Origin of the sequence: Prosthecobacter sp. (assembly GCF_044222345.1) — a bacterium.
In the GTDB taxonomy this organism is placed as follows: Bacteria; Verrucomicrobiota; Verrucomicrobiia; order Verrucomicrobiales; family Verrucomicrobiaceae; genus Prosthecobacter.
The window spans coordinates 76915-100912 of record NZ_JBGANL010000003.1; the positions used below are offsets into that span (position 1 = coordinate 76915).

Sequence of the window (23998 nt, forward strand, 5' to 3'; positions counted from 1 at the left end):
TCTGATGGGTGATGTCACCGTTTAAACAGGCATCGTTGTCCCAGGAATGGCCACCGGGTACCAGCCATCCGCATCCGGCTTCACGGGTGGTTCGGTGGCCCAGGTGATGTTGTCTGGCACGAGTGTTTCCTGTGAATTCAAGGCCTGCTCCCAGGTGATGACCTGACCGGTGTAGCTGGCCATGCGACCCATGACACCCATCAGCGTGCTGTGTGCCGCGTAGTCGGCGTCGTTGCGGACTTTGCCGGTGCGGATGTTTTCGAACAGCGCATCGTGTTCGAGTTGATAGGGGTCCTCCTTGTTGCGCACACGCTTGCCGCCTGGGGGCTGGCCGTTGATGAGGAATTTGCCGCCGTTGGCAAGATCGGCCACGCCCTTGGTGCCGTGGAAATGTTCGCTCACATCCCGTGCGCATTTGCCGCCGATCTGGCAGCACTGGCTGAGGATGCGCATGCCGCTCGCGTATTCGAATTCGACGGTATGGTGGTCGAAGATGGTGCCGTTTTCCCGGGCTCGGCGCACCTGCCGTCCGCCCTGGCCCACAGCTTTGATGGGCATGACGCCTTTCATCACCCAGTTTGCCACGTCCAGATTGTGGCAGTGCTGCTCCAGGATGTGATCCCCGCTCATCCAGGTGAAGAAGTACCAGTTGCGGATCTGGTAGTGCATCTCGCTTTCACCGGGCTCGCGCACGAAACCGGGGCGTGAGGTGCCGTTCCAATACACACGGCCCACGACAAGGTCGCCGATCTCACCGGCATGAATGCGGTCGATCATGTCGATGTAGCTGGGCTGGTAACGGCGCTGAAAGCCCACGCAGACATTGAGATTTTTCTTCCTGGCCTCCTCCGAGGCGGCGAGCACGCGGCGTACGCCAGGGGCATCCACCGCGACGGGTTTCTCCATGAAGACGTGCTTCCCGGCCTTCACAGCCTGCTCAAAGAGAAAGGGACGCGGGCCGGGAGGCGTGGTGATGAGCACGACGTCGGCGAGTGCGAAGGCCTTGGTGTAGTCTTCGAAGTTGGTGAAGACCTGATCCGGCGGCACATCGACCTGGCCCTCATGCTTGGCCTTGAGAATATCCAGCGCGGCCTGCGCCTTTCCTTCCAGGGGATCGACCACAGCGACGAGCTTGATGGTGGAGCCCGCGCTCAGCGCTTGATTGCAGGCTCCGGTGCCGCGCCCTCCGCAGCCGATGAGGGCGATCTTGATGTCGTTGTCTTTCGGCGCCGCAAACGCATGCGTGGCGGCAGTCAGTGCAGTGGTGGCAAGGAAGGTGCGGCGGTTGGTCATGGCGCTTGGGTGGGACGCAGATGTGAACCGTCCCTGCCAGATCAACCTTTCATCGGTTCGTTACTCCTGCCTGCAACGGATGTCCGGGAACGCCCATCCTGCGGGCAGAAGTGACCGCATCACTTGTGGGCCGCTCAATGAACCAATGCAGCCCAGGCCTTGCGTTCGGCCCAGAGCAGAAAGACGGCGAGCAGACAGATGACGATGAGCATGGGATTGAGCAGGCCTACGCCCTGCATGACGAAACCATGATAGGCGAGGATGTTTACAAGGATGGGGCCGAGGCAGAGCAGGCCGAGGTTTCGTGTCTTGGGAACCATCACAAGAATGCCGCCGAGCAGCTCAAACACCTTCACGAACTTCATGTAACCGGTGGGACCAAAAGCGGCCATGAAGTGATAGGGTGGCGTGTCCTTGGTGATCTCAGGCATGGGCACGAGATTGAACAGGACAACGACGGAGGACATCACAAACAGAAGTCCGAGAACGATGGAGGTGACGAGCGGTGCGTATTTCATAAGAGCAGAGTGGGAATGACAAACATGTGGCGGGCTTAGCCGAGGAAGGCTGTGAGGCGGTCGAAATTTTCTTCATTGGCCGGGACACAGATCGGCTTGAAGCGCTCGCAGACCTCAGCGCTTTCGAAGCCCATGCACCAGATCATGTGCGTGCCAGTTCCGGCGTCGGCGAGCGTGATGGTCATGCGGAAGTGAGGGGTGATGTGTTCATAAACGATGCGCTCGGCAGGCACGATTTCGATGAAGCGGGCATGATTGGCGTAGTCCTTGCCATCGGGGCCGTGCATGGTGAATTTCCAGTCGCCACCAGGACGGAAGTCGAACTCATCGAAGGTGTTGGTGAAGCCCTTGGGGCCCCACCATTGGGCGAGTTGTGAGGGATCGCTGAAGGCGGCGAAAAGCCTGTCTCGACTCACATCGAAAACACGCGTGCTGATGATCTCGGAGGCTGGATCTTGAGAATGAATCGTTGAATGGGACTGCGCCGCCTGCTGGAGGGCGGCGATGTCGAGCTTGACCATCTTCAGCATGGCCTGGGTGACGCGTGAGCACACGGCGGGATCAGACGAAGCAACGCTGTCCGTCAGCATTGTGGGAACGACTTGCCAGGAGACGCCAAATTTGTCCTTCAGCCAGCCGCATTGCACAGGCGTGCCGCCATCGGCCAGGAGGGCATCCCAGTAACCATCCAGCTCCTCCTGGGTCTCGCAGGAGACCACGAAGGAAATGGATTCATTGAAGGTGAATATGGGGCCGCCATTCAGAGCGGTGTAATGCTGGCCGAAGAGCTCAAACTCCACCGTCATCACCGTGCCCGCAGGCGGGCATGGTGGCCTCTCTTCCTGGGGCACCTCCGCGTAGCGGGTTTTGCGCAGGATTTTGCCGTCTTTGAAAACGGAGATGTAAAAGTCCACGGCCTCCTCGGCCTTGTCATGGAACCACAGAAAAGGGCTGATTTTTTGCATGGGATGGACGTGGGAATTTAAGCAGGCCTGGCATCTGCGGCGGGAGCCACGGTGACCATCCAGCCCATGCCAAACTTGTCCTGCAGCATGCCGAAGCGTGAGGACCAGAAGGTCTTGCCCAGAGGCATGTTGATGGCGCCTCCTTCAGCCAGGGCTTGGAAGGCACGCTCCGTCTCGGCTTCCGTAGGCAGAGCGAGCGAGAGCGAGAAGCCGCGAAAGCCCTTGCTCTCCTCACCACCACAACCGTCGGAGGCCAGAATCACGCTGCCCCCGACCTTGAAGCTGGCATGCATGACTTTGCTTTCATAGCCCTCAGGCAGGGTGTCGGGTGGCATGGGGTCGGGGCTGTCGCTGTAGTGCAGGAGCATCTGCACTTCGGCACCGATGGCGGATTTGTAAAATTCGAGGGCTTCCTCGCAGCGGCCGCCGAAGAAGAGATAGGGCTGAATGTAGGACTGGGACATAAGGGTGGTCAGGCTTTGGGTTGAGTGCAGTTGATCATCCAGTGGATGCCGAACTTGTCGGAGAAGGAGCCGAAGTAGGACCCCCAGAACATGTCCTGGATGGGCATCTCGACTTTGCCGCCTGCGGAGAGAGCGGTGAAAAGATGGTCGGCTTCTTCGCGAGTGTCGGGTTCGAGGTTGATGTGCACGTTGTTGCCCGGCTTGCAGTCAAAGCCCATCGACTCCGGGGAATCGGTGCCCATGAGGAGGTGATCACCCAGGGTGGGGAGGGCGATGTGCATGATGAGGTTCTTGTCGGCTTTGGCGGGAGGCGGACAGTCAGGGCTGGCGGGAATATCGCCAAAGCGGGCGATGTGACCGACATACTCGGTTTTAAAAACCGACTTGTAGAAGGCAAAGGCTTCTTCGGTGCTGCGGGGGAAATTGAGGTAAGTGCTGACGCGGGCCATGGTGGTGCAGCAGTGTGAAGTGTTACTTGCTCATGAGTTCGACGAGCTGATCGAACGCTTTGCCCCAGCCATCCGTGAAGCCCATGGCGGCGTGCTTTTCAAAGGCTTCCTTGGTCCAGTGGCGGGCGCGGGCGGTGTAGCGTGTTTTGCCGCTGGGCAGAGTTTCCCAGGTAAGGATGGCAGTGAAGAAGAGATTGGGGTTGGGCTCCCAGTTTGGCAGATAACCGTCGGTGAAGACGATTTTTTCGTTTGGCACGACTTCGAGATAAACGCCGACATTGGGAAACTCCTGGCCTTCAGGGCTGCGCATGGTGGTTTTGCAAGTGCCGCCGGGGCGCAGATCAATCTCGCAGGCGGTGGTGGTCCAAGGCTTGGGAGTGAACCATTGAACGACGAGATCGGGCTGCGTCCAGCCCGCATAGAGTTTGGCCGCGGGGATGTCGGTTTCACGAACGAGAACGAGTTCGCGTTCGGAAAGCGGGGATTCGATGGGGGCGGGAAGTGGCATGGTGCGCTGGATGTTATGAGATTCGCGAATGACGATGCCGACAGATGTGGCGGACGAGACAAATGACGCAGAAAAGCAGGCTGAAGATCCCGATGGAGCAATGGCAGGCTGTGGTATTCATGCGGCGTTGGCAGTAGCGCCGCAGCCGCAGCTTTCTTTGCCGGTGCTGCGTCCGTCGTTTTCATAGCGGTCGTGGCGTTTCACCCAGTCCATGAGATTCCCATTCACGTTTTCCATGCGGCCTTTGGGCGTCTGGTCAATGAACTGATAAGCGCCGATCAGGGCTTCGCCGCCACGGCTGAAGGAGGAGTAGGTGTGATAGACCTGCCCGTCTTCGTCCTTGAAGAAGACGCTGAAGCCGGGGAGCTCTTCTGAATCTGCACTGTAATCTTGCGTGGTGAAATTGTAGGTGATCTTGCCGTCCTTCACGCTCTCCGGCGGAAAGGAGACGTGGAAGTCCTGGTTGAAGTCGGTATGCGCAGCGGACACCCAGCGAAACTTCCAGCCCATGCGTTTGCGGTAGGCCTCCAGTTTGTCGATGGGACCGCGAGACACGGCCACGAACGAGAGATCATGATGTTCGAAGTGCTGGCGTGCGCCGTCCACGTGATCGCAGAGGAAGGAGCAGCCGGTGCAGCCTTCTTCCCAGTCCGGACCAAACATGAAGTGATAGAGGAACAACTGGCTGCGGCCGTCGAACAGATCGGCGAGCGATGCCCGGCCGGTGGGAGTGTCAAAGACGTAGGGCTTGGTGATTTTTACCCAGGGCAGCTCGCGACGCAGGCGTGCCACTTCGTCACTGGCTTGCATCTGGGCTTTTTCCTTGGCCAGCAGCGCACGGCGCGCCTCCAGCCATTCTTCTTGGGAGACGATGGGATGGGGATTCATGAGACGATGATGGTTTGATTGAGTTCGGTGCGGAAGGTGGAGGAGTCTCCACCTCTTTCGGGGCCGGAGAGATAGCGCTCCCAAAGATTCGGCCCGAGCTTGTGCCCCTGAGATTCGACGATGTCCTGGAAGTCGCCCCAGGCCTGGCCGAGTCCTTCATACGGGCCGGTGTAAACGGTGCGCACGAGGGTGGTGCCGGGGATTACCCCGGGCTTCACGCGCCCCACCGGCTGCACTGCGCCGGACACGGGCACACCCACTTCAAAATTGAAGATGCCGGGCTTCATCCCGAAGTGGTGCGCAAAGACGGGGCCTTTTGGCCCTATGTTCTGAGCTTGGGCGGCCCCGATGACTTCCTGAATGGCGGGCCCCATCACTTCCTGAATGTGATTCCGTGGCACGGTGATGTGAATCACTGCGGCGGGCTGAGCCGTGGTGGTCAGAGGTGCTGATGGCGCGTCGAGCATGGCGCTGAAGTATTGAAGTGACAGATCAGGCCTTCGGAGCGGCTTCGGCGATTTTCTTCAAGTTGGCGAGACCCGCGAGAAACTGGTCGCCGCACATTTTTTCGCAGTCCATGAACATGCCCATGATTTTGCCGATGAAGGGTTTCTTGCTCTGCATGGCCCAGGTGATCTTGGTGCCGGTGCCTTCAGGGGTGAAGGTGAACTGGACATCGCTGGTGCCGGCGAAGGGGCGCACAAAGGCCAGCTTCATGCCGACTTTTTCATTCGGCTTGCTCTCCACCAAGGTGGTGCTGCCTTCGCCCACTTCATTGTTGCCGGACCACTTGTAGATGGCACCCACGCCTTCGGGCGGACCTTCGAGGGACTTCTTCATGCCGGGGTCAAGCTTGGACCAAGGGGACCACGAGTCCCACTGGCGGAAATCGTTCACGATTTTGAAAGCCGCCTCAGGGCTGGCGGTGGTGGTGGCGGAGCGGGTGACGCTCATGTCATCGGACTGGAAAGAGGCGGTGACGCAGATGATTGCGATGAGGAGAACGAGGCCGAGGAGGATTTTTTTGATCATGGCGTGTGCGTGGTGAGTTGGATTTTGAAAGCGGATTACTGGGCGGCCTCCTTGGAGGGCTGGCATTTTCCGAGCATGGCGCTCCAGCGCTTCTGCATCTCTTCGGGAGATACTTTTTCGATTTCGTGCTGAAGCATCCATTCGTGTCCGAAGGGATCGCGCACGGAGCCGCTGCGGAAGCCGTAGAACTGATCTCCTGCGGGCATGAGCGGGGTGGCACCAGCGGCGATGGCTTTCGCAATGGCGGCATCGGCGTTTTCAACCATGAGGCAGAATTTCACCGGGGTGCCGCCGAGTGTCTGGGGGGACTTGTTCCATGCGGGGTTTTCATCAGAGAGCATGAGGAGGCTGCCTTGGAGATCGAGTTCGGCGTGGCCGATTTTGCCGGACGATTCATCGGCGAGGCGAAAGCGCTCGGTGGCGCCAAAGGCCGCGTGATAAAAAGCGATGGCCTGAGTGGCATCATGGACCGTGATGTAAGGACTGAAGGATGGGTATGCGAGTGTGCTCATGGTGGTTGAATGATGAATGCAGTGTCAGTGCTGGGAGGCGGATTTGACTTCGGCCATGGGGCGGCAGAGGTCGGCAATGGGGCGGACTTCAATGGTGGCTCCGTATTGGAGGATGGGGCATTCCTGGGCGATGCGTACGGCTTCATCCATGCTGCCCACCGCGATGCGGAAATACCCGGCGATGGCTTCCTTGGACTCGGCAAAGACGCCATCGGTCACGGTGCCTCCTCTGGGACCGGAGACCAGCCTGCCCTCCTCCATCAAGGGCTGTGCACCGCGATGGATGCCTGCTTTGCCAAGGCTGTCCACCCAGGCATAGAAGTCAGTCATGACATGCTGGAGTTCAGAGGGGGACATGCCGTGGTTCCAGTGAGTGCCTCGAATGAGCAGCAGGTATTCATCGGTTGGGTTTTGGGGATTCATGCGGGCGGGGTTTCGTTGGTGATGTCAGAGGCGGTGCAGCGTTCGGGATCAAGCGGACGGACTTCATAGTGCAGGCCGCAGGGAAGGGTGGGGCTGCGGGACAGCAGGTCGGCGGCTTCACGCAGGCTGCCTGCGCTGACGAACCAGTAGCCGCCCACGACTTCCTTGGCCTCACCGAAGGGGCCATCGGTGGTGACGCCCGCTTTGGAGACGCTGACGCGGTCTGTGCCGAGCCGGCTGCCGGGGCGCATCCTGCCTGCCTCGATGTGGCGGTTGAGCCAGGCGTAGAATTCCGTGATGGCCGTGTCGATCTGCTCCTTCGTCTTGTCTTGGTCCCAGTGTCCGCGCGAGATGACGAGGTAGTCATGGAGGGGAGTCTCAGTGTTCATGGCGGGAATGCGGGGTGTTTTGTGTGGGAATTGTGTCGGGTTCAAAAGGACGACGAACGGCCCGGACGAAAAAGGACATCGGAACAAAGATTTTTTTGAGCGGGTCCTATTTGATTGGCGCGGCGGTTTCGCATTCGGAGATCAGGCGCTCAAAAAAGCTGCGCTCAGAGGGCAGGGCCGCTAGCGCCAGCGCTTTGTGATAATGGGCGGCGGCAGCCTGAGTCTGGCCGAGTTCAGAGGCAAACGTACCACGAGCTGCGTGAAGGTGAAGATAGGCATCCAGGCCCTGCACAGCAGTCAGCGCCTCCAGTCCGCTCTGTGCGCCATGAACGCGTCCTACGGCGATCGCTCGATTCAGGGCCACCACGGAGGAGGATGTAAGCAGCACTAGCTGATCATACAGCGAGAGAATGCGTGGCCAGTCCGTGGTTCCGTGACTGGCAGCCGTGCTGTGGCATGCTGCGATGCCCGCTTCTAGATGATACTCCGTGAGGGTGTCTCCACGGGCGGAAAGCTGCAGATGCTGCAGGCCGCGCTGGATGAGGGATGGATCCCAGAGGCTGCGGTCCTGTTCATGCAGTCGCAGAATTTCGCCTGCCTCATCGGTGCGGGCAGGCAGGCGTGCGGCACTCAGCAGCATGAGCGCCAGCAAGGCGTGGCACTGCGGCAGGCCGGTATGCTGATGGGTGGCCAGCAGTTCGGTGAGACGGATCGCCTCATGGCAGAGGTCGGAGCGCACGAGGTGCTCGCCACTGCTGGCTTTGTAGCCTTCGTTAAAAAGCAGGTAGAGGGAGGCCAGCACGGCATCCAGGCGCTGCGGCAGATCGTGTACCTCAGGCAGTTCAAAGGGCAGCTTCAGCTCACGGATGTGCTGCCTTGCGCGCACGAGCCGCTTAGAAATGGCTGCCTCGCTGGTGACGAATGCCGCCGCGATCTCCGCTGGGCTGAGGCCGCAGAGAGTTCGCAGTGCGAGGGCGATCTGGGCCTCGGCGGACAGCTGCGGGTGGCAGCAGACAAACATCAGCCGCAGGGTGTCATCTTGCAGGTTTGCATCATCCGGTGCTGCTTCCAGTGGTACAGCCATCCAGCGTGCCTGCTCTGTGGAGATGCCGTCCTCACGTTCGTTCCAGCGCTGTTCGCGCCGCAGTTGATCCAGCGCCAGATGGCGTGCGGTTTGGGTCAGCCAAGCGGCGGGATTGTCAGGTACACCTCGATACGGCCACGTCTGCAGCGCGCGCACGAGGGCCTCCTGCACGACATCTTCCACCCACTGGAGCCGCTGCGCACCAAACTGGCCCACCAACGTGGCGACAAGACGCGCTGACTCATGCCGAAAGAAGTGATTCGTGGCAAACTGGGTGCTGGAAGGTGCGTCAGGCATCGCCGGTTTGTTTATAGAGAGTCATCCACTGGGGTTAATTCGCCTGAAACAGGCCGTCCACATAGTCGCGGGCGAGTTTGAGATTGTGACGAATCAGTTTCTGAGAGCGGCAGGTTTTGCCGATGACCATGGAGCCCTGCCAGAGGCTGTTGAGGAACCACGCCACTTGAATCGGATCAAATCGGGTCTTTGGCTTGTGCCGTTTCCTGGCGGCGGTGAGGAGCTTGGCAACGTTTTCGGTCCAGAGATTGAGTTCCCTCTCGCATGCTGCCTGAAACGCCGGATTTGTGGCGGACATCTCCTGGGACATCATGCCCACCATGCAGACGACGGCATCGTCATTGCGCCTCGAGAAGCCGACCATGATGTCAAACATGCGGTGCAGTTGTTCCAGGGGATCGAGCGTGGAGTCCTTCCAGGCTTCGGCATAGAGGGCTGTGCCCATGCGGCCCCACCATTCGATGGCAGCGATGCCGAGGGCTTCCTTGTTTTCGAAGTGATGGAAAAAGCCGCCCTTCGTCATGCCCGCCTCTTTGCAGATCTGATCGACCGAAGTGGCGGAGAAACCCTGCTGCAGCATGAGGCGCACGGTGGCGTCGATTAATCGCTGCCGGGTGGCGGCAGGATCACGTTCACGCTTGGTGCTGGCGGCTTTTTTTGACATACAAACCGGTCGGTATGTAGTGTTATAATGACGAAAGACAAACTTTTTTGCCGTGCTTGTCAGGTGATCACTTTCCTGGCTCGCCTACGCACCACAGATATTCCTGGCGAGCGGGGCCAGTCTTGGCGGAGCGGAGGTAGAGGCGGTTGTCGCAGATGGCAGGAGTACTGAAGGATTCGTCTCCAAGCTGATTTTGCGACAGCAGGGTGAACTTCTCCGGCGTGGCTTCGAAGACGGAGGTGACGCCGCCTTTGCTCGTCACATAGATGCGCGAATCGGCCATGACGGGAGAGCCGTAGAATTCGCGGTCCACTTTCTCCGACCATAGCTCTTCGCCGGTGGCGGATTTCCAGCACGCAGCGCGGCCACCATCTCCCACGGCAAAGACATGGCCGCTCTTCACGATCATGGAAGGCACGTAGGTGCGGGTGATATTTTCCCAGGCGATTTTGCCGGAGCCATCGGCCTCAACGGCCATCGTATGACTTTTGGGATAACCACCGCCGAGGAAGATGCGGCTGCCATCGGTCACCGCCGTAACGACGGTCTCCTCGGTGCTGCCGTCAATGCTCCAGAGTTTTTTTCCGGTGAGAGGATCAAAGCTTTCCACCTTGTTGCAGCCTGCCAGCACAGCCTGCGTTTTGCCTGCGGCCATGATGACTGCGGGGGAGGCGTAATTGGCCACGGGCGGGCGGTCCTGCTGCCAGATGATCTCACCGGTGAGTTTGTTGAGGCCGGACATCTTGCCGCCGCCGCGATGATCTGCGGACACGAGCACGACTGACTGATAAACAACCGGCGAGGAGCCAAAGCCCTGATGCACCTGAAAGTCGCACACACGGCGCTGCCAGAGCTGCTTGCCGGAGAAATCGAGCGCGGTGGTGAAGATGGTGCCGTTGTTGAGGAAGTTGACGAACAGGCGCTCGCCATCGCTCACTACATCGGACGAGGCTTGAGAGGAGATTTTATGGCCTTTGGTGTTGAGGTTGCCGCGATGCACCACCGCCTCCCACTTCTTTTTTCCTGTGGCGCGGTCATAGCAGAGCACGAGCTGTTCTTCGGTCTCCATGTCGGCTGTGGCAAGATAGACCTGGTCTGCCACGACAGTTGGTGAGCCATGTCCGCGACCGCGCACCTCGGCTTTCCACAGGACGTTTTCGCCTTCATTCCATTTTAGCGGAAGCTTTTGTCCGGTTGCCGCATGGCCATCCATCGTGGGGCCACGCCAGGCCGGCCAGTCGGCGGCGGTGAGATGAGAGGCGAGGAACGCGGAGGCAAGCAGCAGGGAGGGGATTTTCATGCAGACTTTGCATAACGCCGCGAAAGGAGGTGTGCTGTCAAAAGCACTGTGGGCGGCACTATTTGGCAGCGACGGGCTTTATCAGGCCGGTGAGGGGATGATGAGTGACGGTATCCCAGGCGATTTCCTGCAGCAGCTTGTTGAGCTTCGCTTTGTCTTCATCGCTCATGTCTTTGAGGGCTTTGAAGGCATTCGGCACCGGCAGGCCTGCGGGGCTGCGGCGGTAGATGACGGCGAAGTGGCAGTAGCTGGAAAGGATCTGAAGCGGCGCCAGCGCGTGGCCCCAGTTGTCGCGGAAGAGTTCGGCCTGGGTTTTCAAACCGGGCGCTTCGCCTTGGATGATTTTTTCGCGGAGGGTGACGGCGGCCATGCCCACCGGGACGACGACAACGGAGTCTTTGCCCAAGCGCTGATTCATGCCGCGCACGAGGTCTTCGATGTCCTTGGCGTAGCGCATGGTCGCATCGCGGAGCTTGGCGAGGTCGGTGGCGTTGTGGTCCACCTTCTTCTTGTTGGCTTCCAGCGGGTAGACGGGCTTGTATTCGTCATTCGGCATCCAGTATTCCTGAACGAGAATGCGCAGCGCGGGATTGTGCTCGATGCCGAGTTTGACGAACTGCTCGATGGCGTCATCCGGGAGCCAGATGGGAGACAGGGTGAGCACGTCTGCTTTTCCTGTTTTCAACACCTGCTTCACGGCGCTTTTTTCTTCAGGAACGTCCCAATGCTTCTGCACTGTGGAGCCGCCGATGCTCGATAGTCCGACCAGTTGATGATCAAGGCCGGCTGCCTTCGCGATCTCATCGACCTGCTTGTAGGTGAAGACATGAAAGCTATGCCCGCAGGTGGCGACACGCTGCCCCTGAGTGATCGGCGGCATCAGATCGTCCGCATGAACGATGGACGTGGTGAGGCAAAGGAGGGTGAGAAGGAGCGAGGTTTTCATGGGGATGGAGAACGACCAAGCCCCCTCAATCTAGCCTCCTAAAACTTCAGCAACTCACCCACTGGCAGCGGCTTGTTCTGGCGGATGGATTCTTCGGCGACGAGACAGAGGCCGGCGGACCAGAGCCCGTCAAGACCGGTGGCGATGGGTTTTTTGCCGGTGCGGACCATGTCGATGCACTGGGCGATTTCTTCGCGGAGTTCGAAGACTTCACCGCTGTGCTTTTCGAGCTTCACGGTTTCAAGGTTTTCGCCGTCGAAGACTTTGAGGAAGTAGTCGGGTTCGAGGGTGCGATCAAGGGCACCGCTCCATGCGGCCCACAGGGCGCCTTTGGTGCCGCTGACTTTGACGGTTTGATGGTGCTCGAAGGCAGCGAGTGTTTGCGACACCACGGCGTAGCTGCCGTTGGCGTATTTGAACATGGCGCTGAAGTTGTCGAACAACGTGGGGCGCTGCGGATCGCGGGAGTTCGCGTAGGCGTGGAGTTCCACGGGATCTCCGTTGCTTTCGAGGTACCAGCGGGCGAGGTCGAAGAAATGGATGGGCTCTTCGAGGACCCAGCTGCCGACACGACTCTGATCATAACGCCAGCCGCTCGCGCCCTGGCGGTAGGGTTTGCGGGAGAGTTCGACGAGGACGTATTGAGGATCGCCGATGGTGCCTGAGTCGATGATTTCTTTGATGCGGCCCCACTGGCTGGAGAGGCGGAGTTCGTGACCGACGGCGAGATGAACGGCGTGTTCCCGAGCTGCGGCGACGATGGCTTTGCAATCATCGAGGGTGATGGCCATGGGCTTCTCCAGCAGCACGTGTTTGCCTTTGGCCATGGCGGCGAGGGCGATCTCGCGGTGCGTGTGGCTGGGGGTGACGATGTCGATGATGTCGAACTCGGACTGAGCGATCATTTCGAGGCTGTCCACAAAGATCAGCGCCTCGGGGTAGAGTTTGCGGGCTTCCTCCCGCGAAGCTTCTGAAGGTGCAGTGATGGCGACGAGTCGGGCGTCGGGATGGCCTGCGATGGATTGGGCATGGAATTTGCCCCAGGCACCGAAGCCGGCGAGGGCGAAACGAACAGGCGAAGACATGTCAGTGACGTGGTGCGGTGGTGAGCGGGGTGACGGGATCTGGAACGCGCCTGCCCTGCACTTCATTCAGGCGGCAGGAGGGGAGGTGAGGCAGGACGTGTCTGGCAAAGAGATCACATTCTTCGAGATGCGGATAGCCGCTGAGAATGAAGGCACGCATGCCCATGTCCATGTAGCGGTTGAGCTTGGCGAGCACTTGATCCGGATCACCCACGATGGCGCTGGCGCAGCCGCTGCGTGCGAGGCCGATGCCGCTCCACAGATGGGGTTCAAGGTAAAGGTCGGTGCTCTGCGCACGGAGTTCATCCTGACGTTTCACGCCGGCGCTCTGGCTGTCCTGAGAGCGTGCTTTGATTTCGGCACCTTTTTCAGCCGTGAGTTTGGAGATGAGGCGGTCGGCGGCGGCACGGGCTTCGGCTTCGGTTTCGCGCACGATGACATGCGCACGGAAGCCGAAGTCGATCTTGCGCCCGTAAGAGGCGGCTTTTTCGGACATGACGCGCATGGTTTCGGCGATGCGGTCTTCCGTCTCCGGCCACATGAGGAAAACGTCGCAGTGCTTGGCGCACAAATCCTGCGCAGCAGGCGAGATGCCACCAAAGTAGAGCAGGGGGCCGCCGTTTTGCTGGTAGGGCTTGGCGGGCTCGGTGGTGGGCAGGCTGATGTTGTAGAAGTCGCCTTTCCATTCAAACGGGCCGTCGGTGCGCCATAACCCCTTCAGGATCTGAATGATTTCTCCAGCACGGGCGTAGCGGACTTCATTGCTCTCCTTCATGCCGGGCATGTCTGAGGAGATGATGTTGATGCACAGACGGCCTTTGGCGATGTGATCGACGGTGGCGAGCGCCCGTGCGAGCATGGGGGGCCAGACTTCACCCATGCGCAGGGCGACAAGTTGATTGATCTGCGACGTCAGAGGAGCCATGGCGGCAGCAAAGGCCAGAGCGTCCTGCCCGGCGATCCAGCCTGAGGGCAGCAGAATATTCTGATAGCCGAGAGTGTCGGCTTTTTTCACAATATCGCTGCAATGCTCGAAATTGGAGCGGATGGAGCCATCTGGGATGCCGAGGAATTCGTAGTCGTCTGAACAGAGAGCCGAAAACCAAGCGACTTCACACTTGCGATCAGGGGTGCGAATGGGTAAATCACTCATGAGAAGATTTTTGACGGGAGTGTATTGATCCTGCCGGACAGTAAGAGATCAACAGGCTTTTTATTCGAATGCGAAAAAACCCAATTGTCCAACGTGAAACGCTCGGGGCTGCTGTGCTGCAGATCCGCAGTGGGCGTGCGACCTCGCGCACGACTCTGGCGAAGGCATTGGGAATATCGCCTTCGACGACCGGATTGTATGTAGATCATTTGATCGCCGAAAAATATCTGAATGAATCGGGCTTGAACCAAGGACCGATGGGCCGCCCCAGGCGCATTTTGAGCACGCAAGCGGAGGCGGGCTGGTTCGCTGGCTTGGAATTCAATGCCCAGCGTATTCAGGCCGTGGGAGTGGATTTTTCCGGCAGCCTGAAGATGACGGTCGAACTGCCGCTGCCAGCAGATGTGATGGCAGATCAGGTGCTCAAGTCGATTCTCTCCTGCGTGACAAAGATGGCCGAGATGATGCATGGGCCGCTGCTCTCGGTAGGTCTGGGCGTTCCCGGCCTTGTGGATGCGCATGCAGGCCTGGGGTTGTACTATGCATTCATCCCTGATTGGAATCAGGTGCCGGTGGCTGATAAGATCGGATCCAAATTGAAAGTCCCTGTCATTTTGCAGAACAACCTGAGGGCGATTGCACTGGCGGAGCGTTGGTTCGGTTTAGGACATGGTTTGAATGATTATGTGATCCTCGGGCCGCGGAGTGGTTTTGGCGTTGCCATGGTTCAGGACGGCAGATTGATCGAAGGATCCCATCATGTCGCCGGGGAAATTGGGCGCTGGCCTTGGCCATTGATGGCCGGGCTGGGTGACGGCAAAGAATTGCATCATGCGCTGAGCGCCCCCTCGACGTGGCGGCGGCTGGCTGGAGTGGATGAGCGTGCAAAGCTGCCCGAAGATCTGCGAGCTGGTCTTGCGGCTGTTGCTGATTCGGCAGGGCCGGAATGGGATGCCGTGTGTGCCGACTACGCACGCGTGATCGGCTTGCTGCACATGATCATCGACACCGGAGTCTTCATACTTCACGGGCCCCTGACGATGCTGGGCGAGCGTTTTTGCCAATCCATTGCAGATACCGCATGCGCACTGATGCCTGCTTTGCGCGAAGGAGGGCTGAAAGTCGTGCCTTCGAAGCTGGGTGATAACGCAGGTGCCCTCGGTGCGGCTAGCCTTGCCATGGAGGCCTGGTCTCCGGTCTGAGCATTCTGGCTTTCTGGCTGCGGGCACAAAAAAACCGGGTGGCAGGAATGGTTCCCGCACACCCGGTGGGTGGAGTCTCTTGAAGTATTACTTCTCCAGAGGCTCTTTGGCGGCCTTCCAGCCGGAGATGCCGGCGGAGAGGTGCTTGACGTTGGTGTAGCCGAGCTGGCTGGCGGCATTGGCTGCGGCCTTGTAGGCGCTGCAGGCCGGACCACCGCAATAGGCGACGACGAGTGCACCCTTGTCAGCAGGCAGGGAGCTGGCGAGGCTGGAGCCCTGAGTTGCGAAGTCGATGGCGGTTGGCACATGGCCGGCCTTGTAGGAGGCGGCGCCATTCACGTCGATGACGGTGACCTTCTTCTCAGCGATGGCCTTCTTGAGATCGGCAATGCTGATGTCCGGGAACTCGGCGGCGAAACCGGCGGAGGCGACGAGGGCGAAGACGAGTGCGATGAGTTTCTTCATGATTGGATCTGGATGGGTTGAGTTAAGTGGTGCGCGTTGGGCTGTGCGCGGCAGCGGCCCCGTCTGCCGGGGCAAAGGTTCAGGAGTATGAGCACATTGTGGGTGCAAGTGAGATGCTGCAGCCTGTGGGTTTATTCCCGGCAAAGACGATTTTTCCCCTGCCGCAGCAGCGACTGGAGCAGGAAAGGCATGGTGAAAACCCGGGAGGTATCATGGAGGCTGTAGAGTACAACGTTCCTAGATACGGTTGGTTTTGCCAAAAGATTCAAAAGTTCTTAGAGTGCAGGAATGAAGAGACGCGCAATGCCGTTGCGCAAGCGGTGCAATACCGGCGCATTTTCCAGCATCTCGCATGTGATTTCACGGCTGAGGGCCAGTTTGGCATCCATCTCCGCAGCGAGCCGCCGGCAGAGTTCAGCGTCATGGCAGGCGAGGTTGAATTCAAAGTTCAGACGCAGGCTGCGGGGATCCCAGTTGGTGGAACCAAGGAATGACCAGACGCCGTCGATAATGAACAATTTGGAGTGATCAAAAGGGGGCGGGGATTCAAAGATACGGCAGCCTATCGACAGCAGGTCGGGATACAAGGTCTGCGCGGCCCATCCTACAAACGGGATGTTGTTCTCTGCTGGAGTTAGGATCGTCACCTTCACGCCGCGCACAGCACACAGACGCAGCGCCGCCATGAGGACTGGATTGGGAAGAAAGTAGGGGGTGATGATCTTCACCTCCTCGCGTGCGGCATTGAGTGCGGCAAAGAATGCCGCTGGCATCACCTCCATGTCCTCGTCGGGGCCATCGACGATGCCGATGGCGGTCGTGCTGCCCGTGGCTTCCAGTTCTGGGAACCACGCAGGCCCCTCCAGGATTTCTCCGGTGCAAAAGGCCCAGTCTTCAGCAAACACACGCTGGATTTGCGCCACGCATGGGCCGGTGACTGCAAAGTGCAGATCATGCACTGCGTGTTTCGGCTTGCGGGCGATCATGTTTCCCTCGCGGATATTCATTCCACCGGTGAAGGCCGTCTTACCGTCAACCACCATGATCTTGCGATGATTGCGCAGGTTCATCGTGATGAGACGCAGGACCATACGGCTGGGCATGAATCGGCATGCTGTCACTCCGGCCTGTGTCAGGGCCTCAACCACGGGCGGCCAGGAGTAGCGTGTACCTGCATCATCCACCATGACACGCGCCTGCACGCCCCGCTTCACTGCCAGCGAGAGCTCGGTCACGAAGTCTGCGCCAATGCCGCTGGCCTCAAATATGTAGCTGGCAAGCGTGATGCTTTGCCGCGCACTACGGATCGCCTCCAGCATGCGTGGCATCGCCTCGTCACCATTGCGCAGGATTTCCAGGTGGTTTCCCTGCATGTGGCTGAAGCGTGAAATGCGGTCCAGCGTGCGTGCCAGCTGCTGGTGCTCCTGCATGGTACAGCTTTCAGTGGCAGTGATGGGCAGGGGATGATCCGGCACCGGATCGTGCCAGGGTTCATTGATGCCGCTGCGGTAGCGCCGGCCGCTGCGGCGCAGAATATTGATGCCCAGCAAAAGGTACAGCAGCGGCCCGATCAGCGGTGCGAAGACCACCAGTGCCGTCCAAAATGCAGCGGAACGGTAGTCGCGGTGCCACAGAAGCAGATGGATCAGCGCAATAACGGAACCGGAGATCGACGCAATCGCCAGCGCCACCGCCCAGAAATTGTGTTCAAACCAAGTCATGGCGCAGCATGCGCGAATCATGACGAAGTGCAAAGCACAACCCTGTCCTGCGAGGTTTCACGCATTCTCAAACTTCCGCCAATACAGCAGTGCAATCGGGACCATGCTGAGGCATTCCTGACCCGCCTTGGCGACGCCCGCCATGGTATGCGTGGTCCATGCGCCAAGGATGAGGGAGATGGCGATCAAAATGGCGGACCCAAAAGTGAAGACAGCCCGTGGTGCGATGGTGAGATGCACAGGACGGGTTTCCTCACCGAGGAGGTCGATGAAGCGTGCGGCGCAGAGAATGAGCACAATGACGGACAACCAGCCGTTGTCGTCAAGCTTCCCGGGAGAGAGGTAGTCGTAGGCACCGTGAGCTATGACTGCCAGCAGGAAGGTGGCGATGAATTCATCAGCACGAGCGAAGCGGGTGAGCAGCATGCGGTAGAGGCTGTGTGAGCAGATGCCGGTGAGCGAGATATGCAGGAAGTTGGCGGAGAGGAATCGCGTCCAGGCGATGCTGCCGCCAAAATTCTGGTAGTAGCCGATGTTTTCCTCCAGCGAAAAACCCAGCCCAACAAAAGCACCCGTGAGCAGTGCCAGACCCGGAGTGCGACGCCACATCAACCATGGCAGGAACAGTGCAAAGAGCAGCAGCTTGCAGCCTTCCTCACGCAGTCCGACTCCCACGATGTAGTAGATCAAATCATGAGGAAAGGGCGCTGCAGCGGACATGCCCTGATGAAACTCCTGATAGGCGAGGATGGTGAGCGTGGGCCACACGCTGGCCACTCCAGCCATGAGGGCGACGATGGGACGCGCCCAGCGCCAGCGTTCGTGGTCACTGTGCTGCACCAGGATGAAGTACCACAGGGCGGCAACGAAGAAAGCGAGGCCGAGCATGCCATAGGGGATTTCATCGAGGCGGTGACGAATGAGACCATGCCATTGCATCCAGATGTCGCCCAGAAGAGAGCCTGCATGGTGCTGGAGCAGCGGGGGGCAATGCTCGATCCAGCCGGGCTGGGCGGCGATGGCGCGCAGGAACTTAATGTCATGCAGTGTCACAGCCAGGTGAAGTGCTTCTTCACGCGAGGTGGTGGCATCCGCAAAGTGAAGGCCCTCGGTGTAAAAAGCCTCCATGGCCGCCGGGATGTTGTTCCGGCGCTTTTGAACGCTGCCCAGCAGCTCTGCGGCGAGCATTTCAGGCGGCAATGCCCCGGCATTTTGCTCGAGCTGCTGCTGTGCTGCCGGATCTCCGGCGAGGGCTGCGGCAAGAAAACCCCGGAACAAACCAGCTGGGGCATCCGTGGTGGCATGCTGCTGGATGAGTTGATTCACCTCATAGGCGCCAAGTTTTCCTGTCTGAGTGAACATTGGAAACACCGCTTCTTCGTTTTCCTCCACGATCTGAGGGAGTTGGGCGAGAAGCATGCGCAGCCAGAGGGCCAGCTGGCGCGGCTGCGGGCTGGTTTCATGCCGCAGGCGGTGAAACTCTTCATGCAGTCGGCTCAAGGCGGAGAGTTCGGCTTGACTCTGCTGGGGCGCTCCCTGGCGGACACTGCCGATCACGATCACACAGGCGATGATCATGCCTGTGGCGGTGATGCTGGCGGCGGTGCGCAGCAGAAAGCGACGATTGCGCGTGAGGTGGTGGGTGCGCGCACGCCAGCCATGAAAAAGAGAACGCTCCTTGCTCATGCCGTGTCTAAGGGGCCTCTTTCCTCCACCAGTCGGGGGGCTGCTCCCAAGGTGCCCGCATTTCAGGCTCTACCTCTGGCATGGTGGTGCGGGCTTCGACTGCGGATTCTTCCTCCAATTCCATGAGCAGCTTGATATGCGGCTCCGGCTTTGTGGTGCGCCGCCAAATGAGCCAGGCCCATATGGCAAATGCGCCCAGCAGAAACAGCAGTGTGCCCAGGGTGAAAAGAACAAACCAGTCTGAGGCCTCCACCCACTCACGTGAAACCTTGATCGTGCCGCCTTCGGGCCGAGGGAGGAAGGCGAGAAACGCATGCATAACGAGCAGCCGGTTTAGGGTTCGTTAAAGACGAGGCGCATCGGGATCATCTTGGAAAACTGGAACCCGTGTTGCTGAAAGAAGGACTGCGAGTCGGCACTGATGCGGTCAGTCAGCAGGGTGATGCGGCGGAAGTGTTTTTCCCGTGCGAATTCGATGGCATGATCCAGCAGGCGTCCGCCATATCCCTGACGACGGTGCTGCGGATGCACAATGACATCCTCCATGATGAGGACCAGACCACCTTCCGCCGTGCTGATGGTGAAGAGCAGGTTGATCATGCCGATGACCTTGTGTTCCGTGCGCAGCACAAAGATGCGGCCGCGGTTGGGCTGCTCCAAAATGAGGCGCAGGCCGTGCTCCTGCTTGGAGCGGTCCGGCTTGAAATCCTCTTCTTCACTGAACAAGGCGAGAAGCAGTTCCACCAATTGAGGCAGGTCTTCGATGGTTGCCGGTTCGATATGTGGCTCGATGTCGGTGGCGGGCATAGTTAACAGAATAACGGGCTCGTGGACAAAGGCAATGCGTTCGATGCATCGAGTTCGGCAAGTTGCGCAATCCGCCCCAAAATGAAGCAGATTTTATCCAACGCCTTCACTCTGCCCATGCTATGCTTTTTGCATCGCCTCACGCAGGTTTTCCCAGGCGCGGCGGAAATCCTGTTTCATCATGTACAGGGTGGCAATTTCCTGGCGGACGTACGCAGGGGCATTGGGGAATGCGGCCACTTTTTCCAGAGTGCGCAGCGCTCCGTCGATGTCGCCCTGGGTCTTCTGCGCCTGGAATAAATCGATGCCACTTCTGACATCGGTGGGGTTGTAAAGCAGGGCACGCTCCAAGGCGGCGATGTTGGTGCTGGTTCCTGGTGAGGTGCGAACGACCGAGGTGAGATAGGGGATGGCTGTCTGACACGCGCGCTGGAAATCGGAATTGCGAGCGTAGTGTTCCGCGAGAGTGCGCCAGCCGTCCTCCTGCCATTTGCGGTTGGTTTCCAACGCCGTGATGAGCGCCTCTTGATTGCCATGCTGATACCACATGCTGAAAAGGTTTTTCCGATGCGCTGAATCCAAACCTCTCAGGTCAGGTTGTTGAACCAGCAGACTTTTCAAACAGCGGTCAAATTCATCCCGGGTCTGCACACTCCTCAGGAACTCGAATTTCAACTCCGAGGTTGTGGCCAGTGTCCAGAGCGGCTCACGCAGTTCGGGATGCTGGTGGGAGTAATTGAGCATTTGGCGGTAGTAGCCATAGTCACCGGGTGCTGCCTCCGGATAGCGGCGCAGGAATTCGCGCCAGCCGACGACTGCATACTGAGGGTCGAAATCGAGCCAGAACACCCCTTCTGTGTAACAGGTCAAAGCGTAAGTCGGATCAAGCGCGCGTGAGCGGGAAAAATCCAGCAAAGCCTCTTCTTTCGGCTGGCCGAGACGAAGGCGCAGACAGGCCCTTTCGTAGTAGTAACGAAAATCCATGGGGGCCATCGCAATGGCTTGATCCATGAGCGGCAGTGCGCCTGCAGGAGAGCCGGAGTCTGCCAGTTTACCCGCCCGGCTTCGCAATGCATTTGCCGCGCTGGTGCCCGGCAAAACCGGATGTCCCAGCCCTATGGCCGTCCAAGCTGCACCAAGCGCCAGCAGCAGGATTCCCCCAAGACGGAAGACCAGGCGTTGAGGCATGCCGGCTTGGTTGGGCAGTCTGCGTGGTCGAATCGCGATTCCCGCAAGCAGGGCCATGAAGAGGGCATAACCGAGGCCATGATTGGGGACATCAACCAGGCCATGGATGGCGCCCAGACCGAAGACAATGGCGGCGGCATTGCGGAGACGACGATCCTGCATGCCTGATTTGCGCTTCTTTTTTTTGCCATACCAGGGGCCGGTGGACAAAAAGATCCAAAACAGCACCAGCAGGGCGGGCAGCAGTGTTAGCAATCCGCCCTCAGCCAGGAGCCAGAGCAGGTCACTCTCAGGATGGATGATGCGGCGTATGTGCTCGGACATGCCGGAAAATTGTGGGAACAAAGCATCAAAATTTCCCAGGCCGATGCCTGTCCAGGGGGAATCCAGGGACATCTTGAGGCTTTCAACAAACAGGGAGCCGCGACTGCTGTCTGAAACAAAATCTACAAGGCCTCCTTCTGTTAGCCGTTTGGAGACATTCCCTCCGGACATGACCAGCAATGTAGAAATAATGAAGATGAGAGATGTGGAAACGGCCAGTTTCTGAAAAAAACCACGCCGCATGGCAATGGTGCCAAACCAGGCTGTCATGCCAAGAAACAGCAAAATCAGGCCGGCACGCGAGCTGTTCATGTAAAGGCAGATGACGGGAGGGATGAACCCCAGCAAACACGGGATCCACAAACGTGATTTACGCCGATGCGCATCAAAGCCTGTTGCCGCACAGAGCACGCACGTCATGGCTGCGAGGCTGCTGATGTGATTGCGATTGGCAAAGGGGCCAAAGGAATCTCCCCATTCCAAGGGATTGCGCGGCCACCAGGGAATGGTGATCGACTTCATTCCTTCTAGGATGGAGAGGAAACAAAGCAGGATTCCACCCAAGGTGAGGGTTTGGATCATCGCCCGACGTTGGAGGTCTGAAAACCCCCGGGTCAGACACCACGCCAGCCACGCAAGGCAGGTGGCAAAAAAGAGCCATGCCTCCATCGTTACGGCGGCCTGAGGAGTCAGGGTTTTGGACAGATGGATGTCCCAGTCCTGGACCAAGGAGGTCTGCCATGCAGGAGCCTTGAACAACCAGTTTGCCGGCAGAAAGGAAAGCAACGGAGAGAGGGCGGCCCCCAGCAGGCCGAACAACGCCATCGGCGGTAGTTTGCGCTTGGGCGCAAAGCAGATCAAAACCAAGGCCAGAAGGAGGGTGATGCCTCCTTTGGACCAAGCCTCGCGCCCCGCACCGAGCAGGCAGGCCACAACGGGCAGTGCGGCAAAAAAATAGCCTTGCCATGCGGGACCGGGGACATCGTAGGTCCGCTCCTGAGCCGTGGTGCCGTCGTCCTCAAAGTCATCTTCCTGAAAGTCGCCCTTCAGAGCTGTTGAATCCACCACTTCAGCTTCATCCCCGGCAAGCATGGGAATCTGTTGCACTGGCTCTTCAAACTGGTCGGACTCGTTTTTCATGCCGTGATTGAAAGCGGAAGATGGGGCGGGATCGCAGATTCGATTTGATTGCTGGACGGCAGAGACTTCCATTTCTCCAGACAGCGTTCGAGTGCAGGCAGCAGCACATCAAGACGTAGATGCCATTCAGCGAGATCGGTGTCATCCATAGGACGATGGATGGTAAAATGCCAGCCCCCGCCCAGAACCAAAATTTCTGGCTGACTGCCGGTCTGAGGATGCATGCTCAAGCCCATGCGTTTCAGCCCGTGCTGAAACAATGTGGCAAAGCTTGGCAGGTCTGTGCACCGCTCCACTTCAAAATCCAGCACGCGCCCGTAGGCACGAAAAAATTCCCGCTGTCTGCGCCGCTCCATCGTCTCGTTGATCTGAGCGCGGAAATTGGACCAGCTTCGAATGTATCCCAGATAGCGGGCAGCACCCAGGGCGAGCAAAAATAAAAGGGCGCCGACCACTGGCAGAGCGCTGCCCTTGATCATCAGAATGCTCAATCCCACCAAGCTCAGAGCCAGGCAGACGGCGTACATGGCGGCAAGCGCCCCCCCCTTGCTGTAACCAAGAAGAATCAACCGATGATGGATGTGTTCAGCATCCGCGTTGAAAATGGGAACTCCCCGGATAGCCCTTCGAATGATGGCAAACAGCGTGTCCAAAATGGGCACCCCCAGGGCTATAACGATGACCAGCAGCGCGCCGATGATCGATCCTTTGTTCGATGTGAACAGGGAGACTGAGGCGATGAAAAAACCGATCAAATAAGCTCCGCCATCACCCAAAAAAATCTTGGCTGGAGGGAGGTTGAAGATCAGGAATCCCGCCAGTGCGCCTGCCATTGCGAGCGAGACAACCAGGACATCCGGCTGGCCGCTGTAGTAGCCTAGGAACGCCAGGGTCAGGCTTAAGAATAGGCCGAAACCTCCCGCCAGACCGTCCATACCATCGATTAGATTGACGATGTTTGGAATGCTCACCAGCCAGAGCAGTGTCAGTGGCAGGCTCCACCATCCCAGAGCAACAGCTCCCTCTCCGAACGGATTGCTGAGATTGTCGATAGAAACCCCCAAGGAATACAAAATCAACGCCGTGCCGATCTGGCCAATCAACTTCACTCTTGCACCGAGTGGTTTCAGGTCGTCCACAAAGCCCACACTGAAAATCAAAGCATTGCACACCGCCACTGGCAGCCAGCGAGTCCAGCCAAGTCCGCCAATATAGCCTGCCACCAGCGAGGCCACACCCACCGCCAGGAAAATGGGGGCACCACCAAGCCGTGAGATCGCCTTCTCATGCAGTTTGCGACGGGTGTCTGGTTCATCCAGCCCGATTCGCCCACCGCGATTCAGTATCCACCAGGTGCCCAGTGCGGCAATCACCAGGGCACCGCAAAAATAACAGGCCATTTCCACCCATGAAACATGCCGCGGCGCCCATGGGCCCATGGCGGTGTATTGAATGGCAGGTTCAAACATGCGTGACTGGTAATTCTAGTTGGAAA

26 protein-coding genes are annotated in these 23998 nt (G+C 58.8%); 1 reads left to right on the forward strand and 25 read right to left on the reverse strand.

Translation table 11 applies throughout. The features are described 5' to 3' along the window. Positions 1–21: 21 nt before the first annotated feature. The 18 genes from ACILSL_RS02965 to ACILSL_RS03050 form a co-directional block, all read right to left on the reverse strand. On the reverse strand, positions 22–1293 hold the full coding sequence (locus tag ACILSL_RS02965) for a Gfo/Idh/MocA family protein (protein WP_395730509.1): 1272 nt from the start codon (positions 1291–1293) through the stop codon (positions 22–24). Positions 1294–1427: 134 nt separating this feature from the next. Further along, positions 1428–1811, reverse strand: a complete 384-nt coding sequence (locus ACILSL_RS02970; RefSeq protein ID WP_395730510.1) for a hypothetical protein — start codon at positions 1809–1811, stop codon at positions 1428–1430. A 35-nt stretch (positions 1812–1846) separates the two neighbouring features. Continuing rightward, a complete protein-coding gene (locus ACILSL_RS02975) occupies positions 1847–2776 on the reverse strand; it encodes a VOC family protein (RefSeq protein ID WP_395730511.1) in 930 nt (309 codons plus the stop codon). A gap of 17 nt (positions 2777–2793) precedes the next feature. Then, the gene (locus ACILSL_RS02980) at positions 2794–3240 is read right to left on the reverse strand and encodes a VOC family protein (protein WP_395730512.1); all 447 of its coding nucleotides are present in this window, start codon (positions 3238–3240) and stop codon (positions 2794–2796) included. An 8-nt stretch (positions 3241–3248) separates the two neighbouring features. Further along, positions 3249–3689, reverse strand: a complete 441-nt coding sequence (locus tag ACILSL_RS02985) for a VOC family protein (RefSeq protein WP_395730513.1) — start codon at positions 3687–3689, stop codon at positions 3249–3251. Positions 3690–3711: 22 nt separating this feature from the next. Then, a complete protein-coding gene (locus ACILSL_RS02990) occupies positions 3712–4197 on the reverse strand; it encodes an SRPBCC family protein (protein WP_395730514.1) in 486 nt (161 codons plus the stop codon). 117 nt (positions 4198–4314) lie between these two features. Continuing rightward, on the reverse strand, positions 4315–5085 hold the full coding sequence (locus tag ACILSL_RS02995; RefSeq protein ID WP_395730515.1) for a DUF899 domain-containing protein: 771 nt from the start codon (positions 5083–5085) through the stop codon (positions 4315–4317). Further along, on the reverse strand, positions 5082–5552 hold the full coding sequence (locus ACILSL_RS03000) for a GyrI-like domain-containing protein (RefSeq protein ID WP_395730516.1): 471 nt from the start codon (positions 5550–5552) through the stop codon (positions 5082–5084). The genes ACILSL_RS02995 and ACILSL_RS03000 overlap by 4 nt, the downstream gene beginning before the upstream one ends. A gap of 25 nt (positions 5553–5577) precedes the next feature. After that, a complete protein-coding gene (locus ACILSL_RS03005) occupies positions 5578–6117 on the reverse strand; it encodes an SRPBCC family protein (RefSeq protein WP_395730517.1) in 540 nt (179 codons plus the stop codon). 35 nt (positions 6118–6152) lie between these two features. Next, complete coding sequence (locus ACILSL_RS03010) at positions 6153–6629, reverse strand: VOC family protein (RefSeq protein ID WP_395730518.1); 477 nt, start codon at positions 6627–6629, stop codon at positions 6153–6155. 24 nt (positions 6630–6653) lie between these two features. Then, positions 6654–7052 carry a YciI family protein gene (locus tag ACILSL_RS03015; protein WP_395730519.1) on the reverse strand — a complete coding sequence of 133 codons (399 nt, stop codon included), beginning with the start codon at positions 7050–7052 and terminating at the stop codon, positions 6654–6656. Continuing rightward, positions 7049–7441: a YciI family protein gene (locus tag ACILSL_RS03020; RefSeq protein WP_395730520.1), complete on the reverse strand. Its 393-nt coding sequence runs from the start codon at positions 7439–7441 to the stop codon at positions 7049–7051. Before ACILSL_RS03020 ends, ACILSL_RS03015 begins: the two co-directional genes overlap by 4 nt. 106 nt (positions 7442–7547) lie before the next feature. Beyond that, a complete protein-coding gene (locus ACILSL_RS03025) occupies positions 7548–8822 on the reverse strand; it encodes an RNA polymerase sigma factor (protein ID WP_395730521.1) in 1275 nt (424 codons plus the stop codon). Between the two features lie 34 nt (positions 8823–8856). Further along, positions 8857–9486, reverse strand: a complete 630-nt coding sequence (locus ACILSL_RS03030) for a TetR/AcrR family transcriptional regulator (RefSeq protein WP_395730522.1) — start codon at positions 9484–9486, stop codon at positions 8857–8859. A gap of 67 nt (positions 9487–9553) precedes the next feature. After that, the gene (locus ACILSL_RS03035; protein ID WP_395730523.1) at positions 9554–10786 is read right to left on the reverse strand and encodes a PQQ-binding-like beta-propeller repeat protein; all 1233 of its coding nucleotides are present in this window, start codon (positions 10784–10786) and stop codon (positions 9554–9556) included. Positions 10787–10844: 58 nt separating this feature from the next. Beyond that, entirely contained in the window at positions 10845–11732 is an 888-nt protein-coding gene (locus ACILSL_RS03040) for a hypothetical protein (protein ID WP_395730524.1), read from the reverse strand. 38 nt (positions 11733–11770) lie between these two features. Further along, on the reverse strand, positions 11771–12817 hold the full coding sequence (locus ACILSL_RS03045; protein WP_395730525.1) for a Gfo/Idh/MocA family protein: 1047 nt from the start codon (positions 12815–12817) through the stop codon (positions 11771–11773). Position 12818: 1 nt separating this feature from the next. Further along, positions 12819–13970, reverse strand: coding sequence for an LLM class flavin-dependent oxidoreductase (locus ACILSL_RS03050; RefSeq protein ID WP_395730526.1), 1152 nt, complete (start codon positions 13968–13970; stop codon positions 12819–12821). Between the two features lie 68 nt (positions 13971–14038). Here ACILSL_RS03050 and ACILSL_RS03055 point away from each other — a divergent pair, with 68 nt between their 5' ends. After that, positions 14039–15172 carry an ROK family protein gene (locus ACILSL_RS03055; protein WP_395730527.1) on the forward strand — a complete coding sequence of 378 codons (1134 nt, stop codon included), beginning with the start codon at positions 14039–14041 and terminating at the stop codon, positions 15170–15172. Between the two features lie 87 nt (positions 15173–15259). Here the strand turns inward: ACILSL_RS03055 and ACILSL_RS03060 are convergent, their stop codons facing one another. From ACILSL_RS03060 to ACILSL_RS03090, 7 genes are all read right to left on the reverse strand, one after another. Then, entirely contained in the window at positions 15260–15637 is a 378-nt protein-coding gene (locus ACILSL_RS03060; protein ID WP_395730528.1) for a rhodanese-like domain-containing protein, read from the reverse strand. Positions 15638–15912: 275 nt separating this feature from the next. Then, positions 15913–17358, reverse strand: coding sequence for a cardiolipin synthase (gene cls / locus ACILSL_RS03065; RefSeq protein WP_395730529.1), 1446 nt, complete (start codon positions 17356–17358; stop codon positions 15913–15915). Positions 17359–17415: 57 nt separating this feature from the next. After that, positions 17416–19044 (reverse strand): PrsW family glutamic-type intramembrane protease, encoded by a 1629-nt coding sequence (locus ACILSL_RS03070; protein WP_395730530.1) that lies wholly within the window; start codon positions 19042–19044, stop codon positions 17416–17418. A gap of 7 nt (positions 19045–19051) precedes the next feature. Further along, positions 19052–19363, reverse strand: coding sequence for a hypothetical protein (locus ACILSL_RS03075; RefSeq protein ID WP_395730531.1), 312 nt, complete (start codon positions 19361–19363; stop codon positions 19052–19054). A gap of 14 nt (positions 19364–19377) precedes the next feature. Continuing rightward, positions 19378–19851, reverse strand: coding sequence for a GNAT family N-acetyltransferase (locus tag ACILSL_RS03080; protein ID WP_395730532.1), 474 nt, complete (start codon positions 19849–19851; stop codon positions 19378–19380). A gap of 120 nt (positions 19852–19971) precedes the next feature. Then, entirely contained in the window at positions 19972–22503 is a 2532-nt protein-coding gene (locus ACILSL_RS03085; RefSeq protein ID WP_395730533.1) for an O-antigen ligase family protein, read from the reverse strand. Beyond that, on the reverse strand, positions 22500–23972 hold the full coding sequence (locus tag ACILSL_RS03090) for an MraY family glycosyltransferase (RefSeq protein ID WP_395730534.1): 1473 nt from the start codon (positions 23970–23972) through the stop codon (positions 22500–22502). The genes ACILSL_RS03085 and ACILSL_RS03090 overlap by 4 nt, the downstream gene beginning before the upstream one ends. Positions 23973–23998 lie beyond the last annotated feature (26 nt).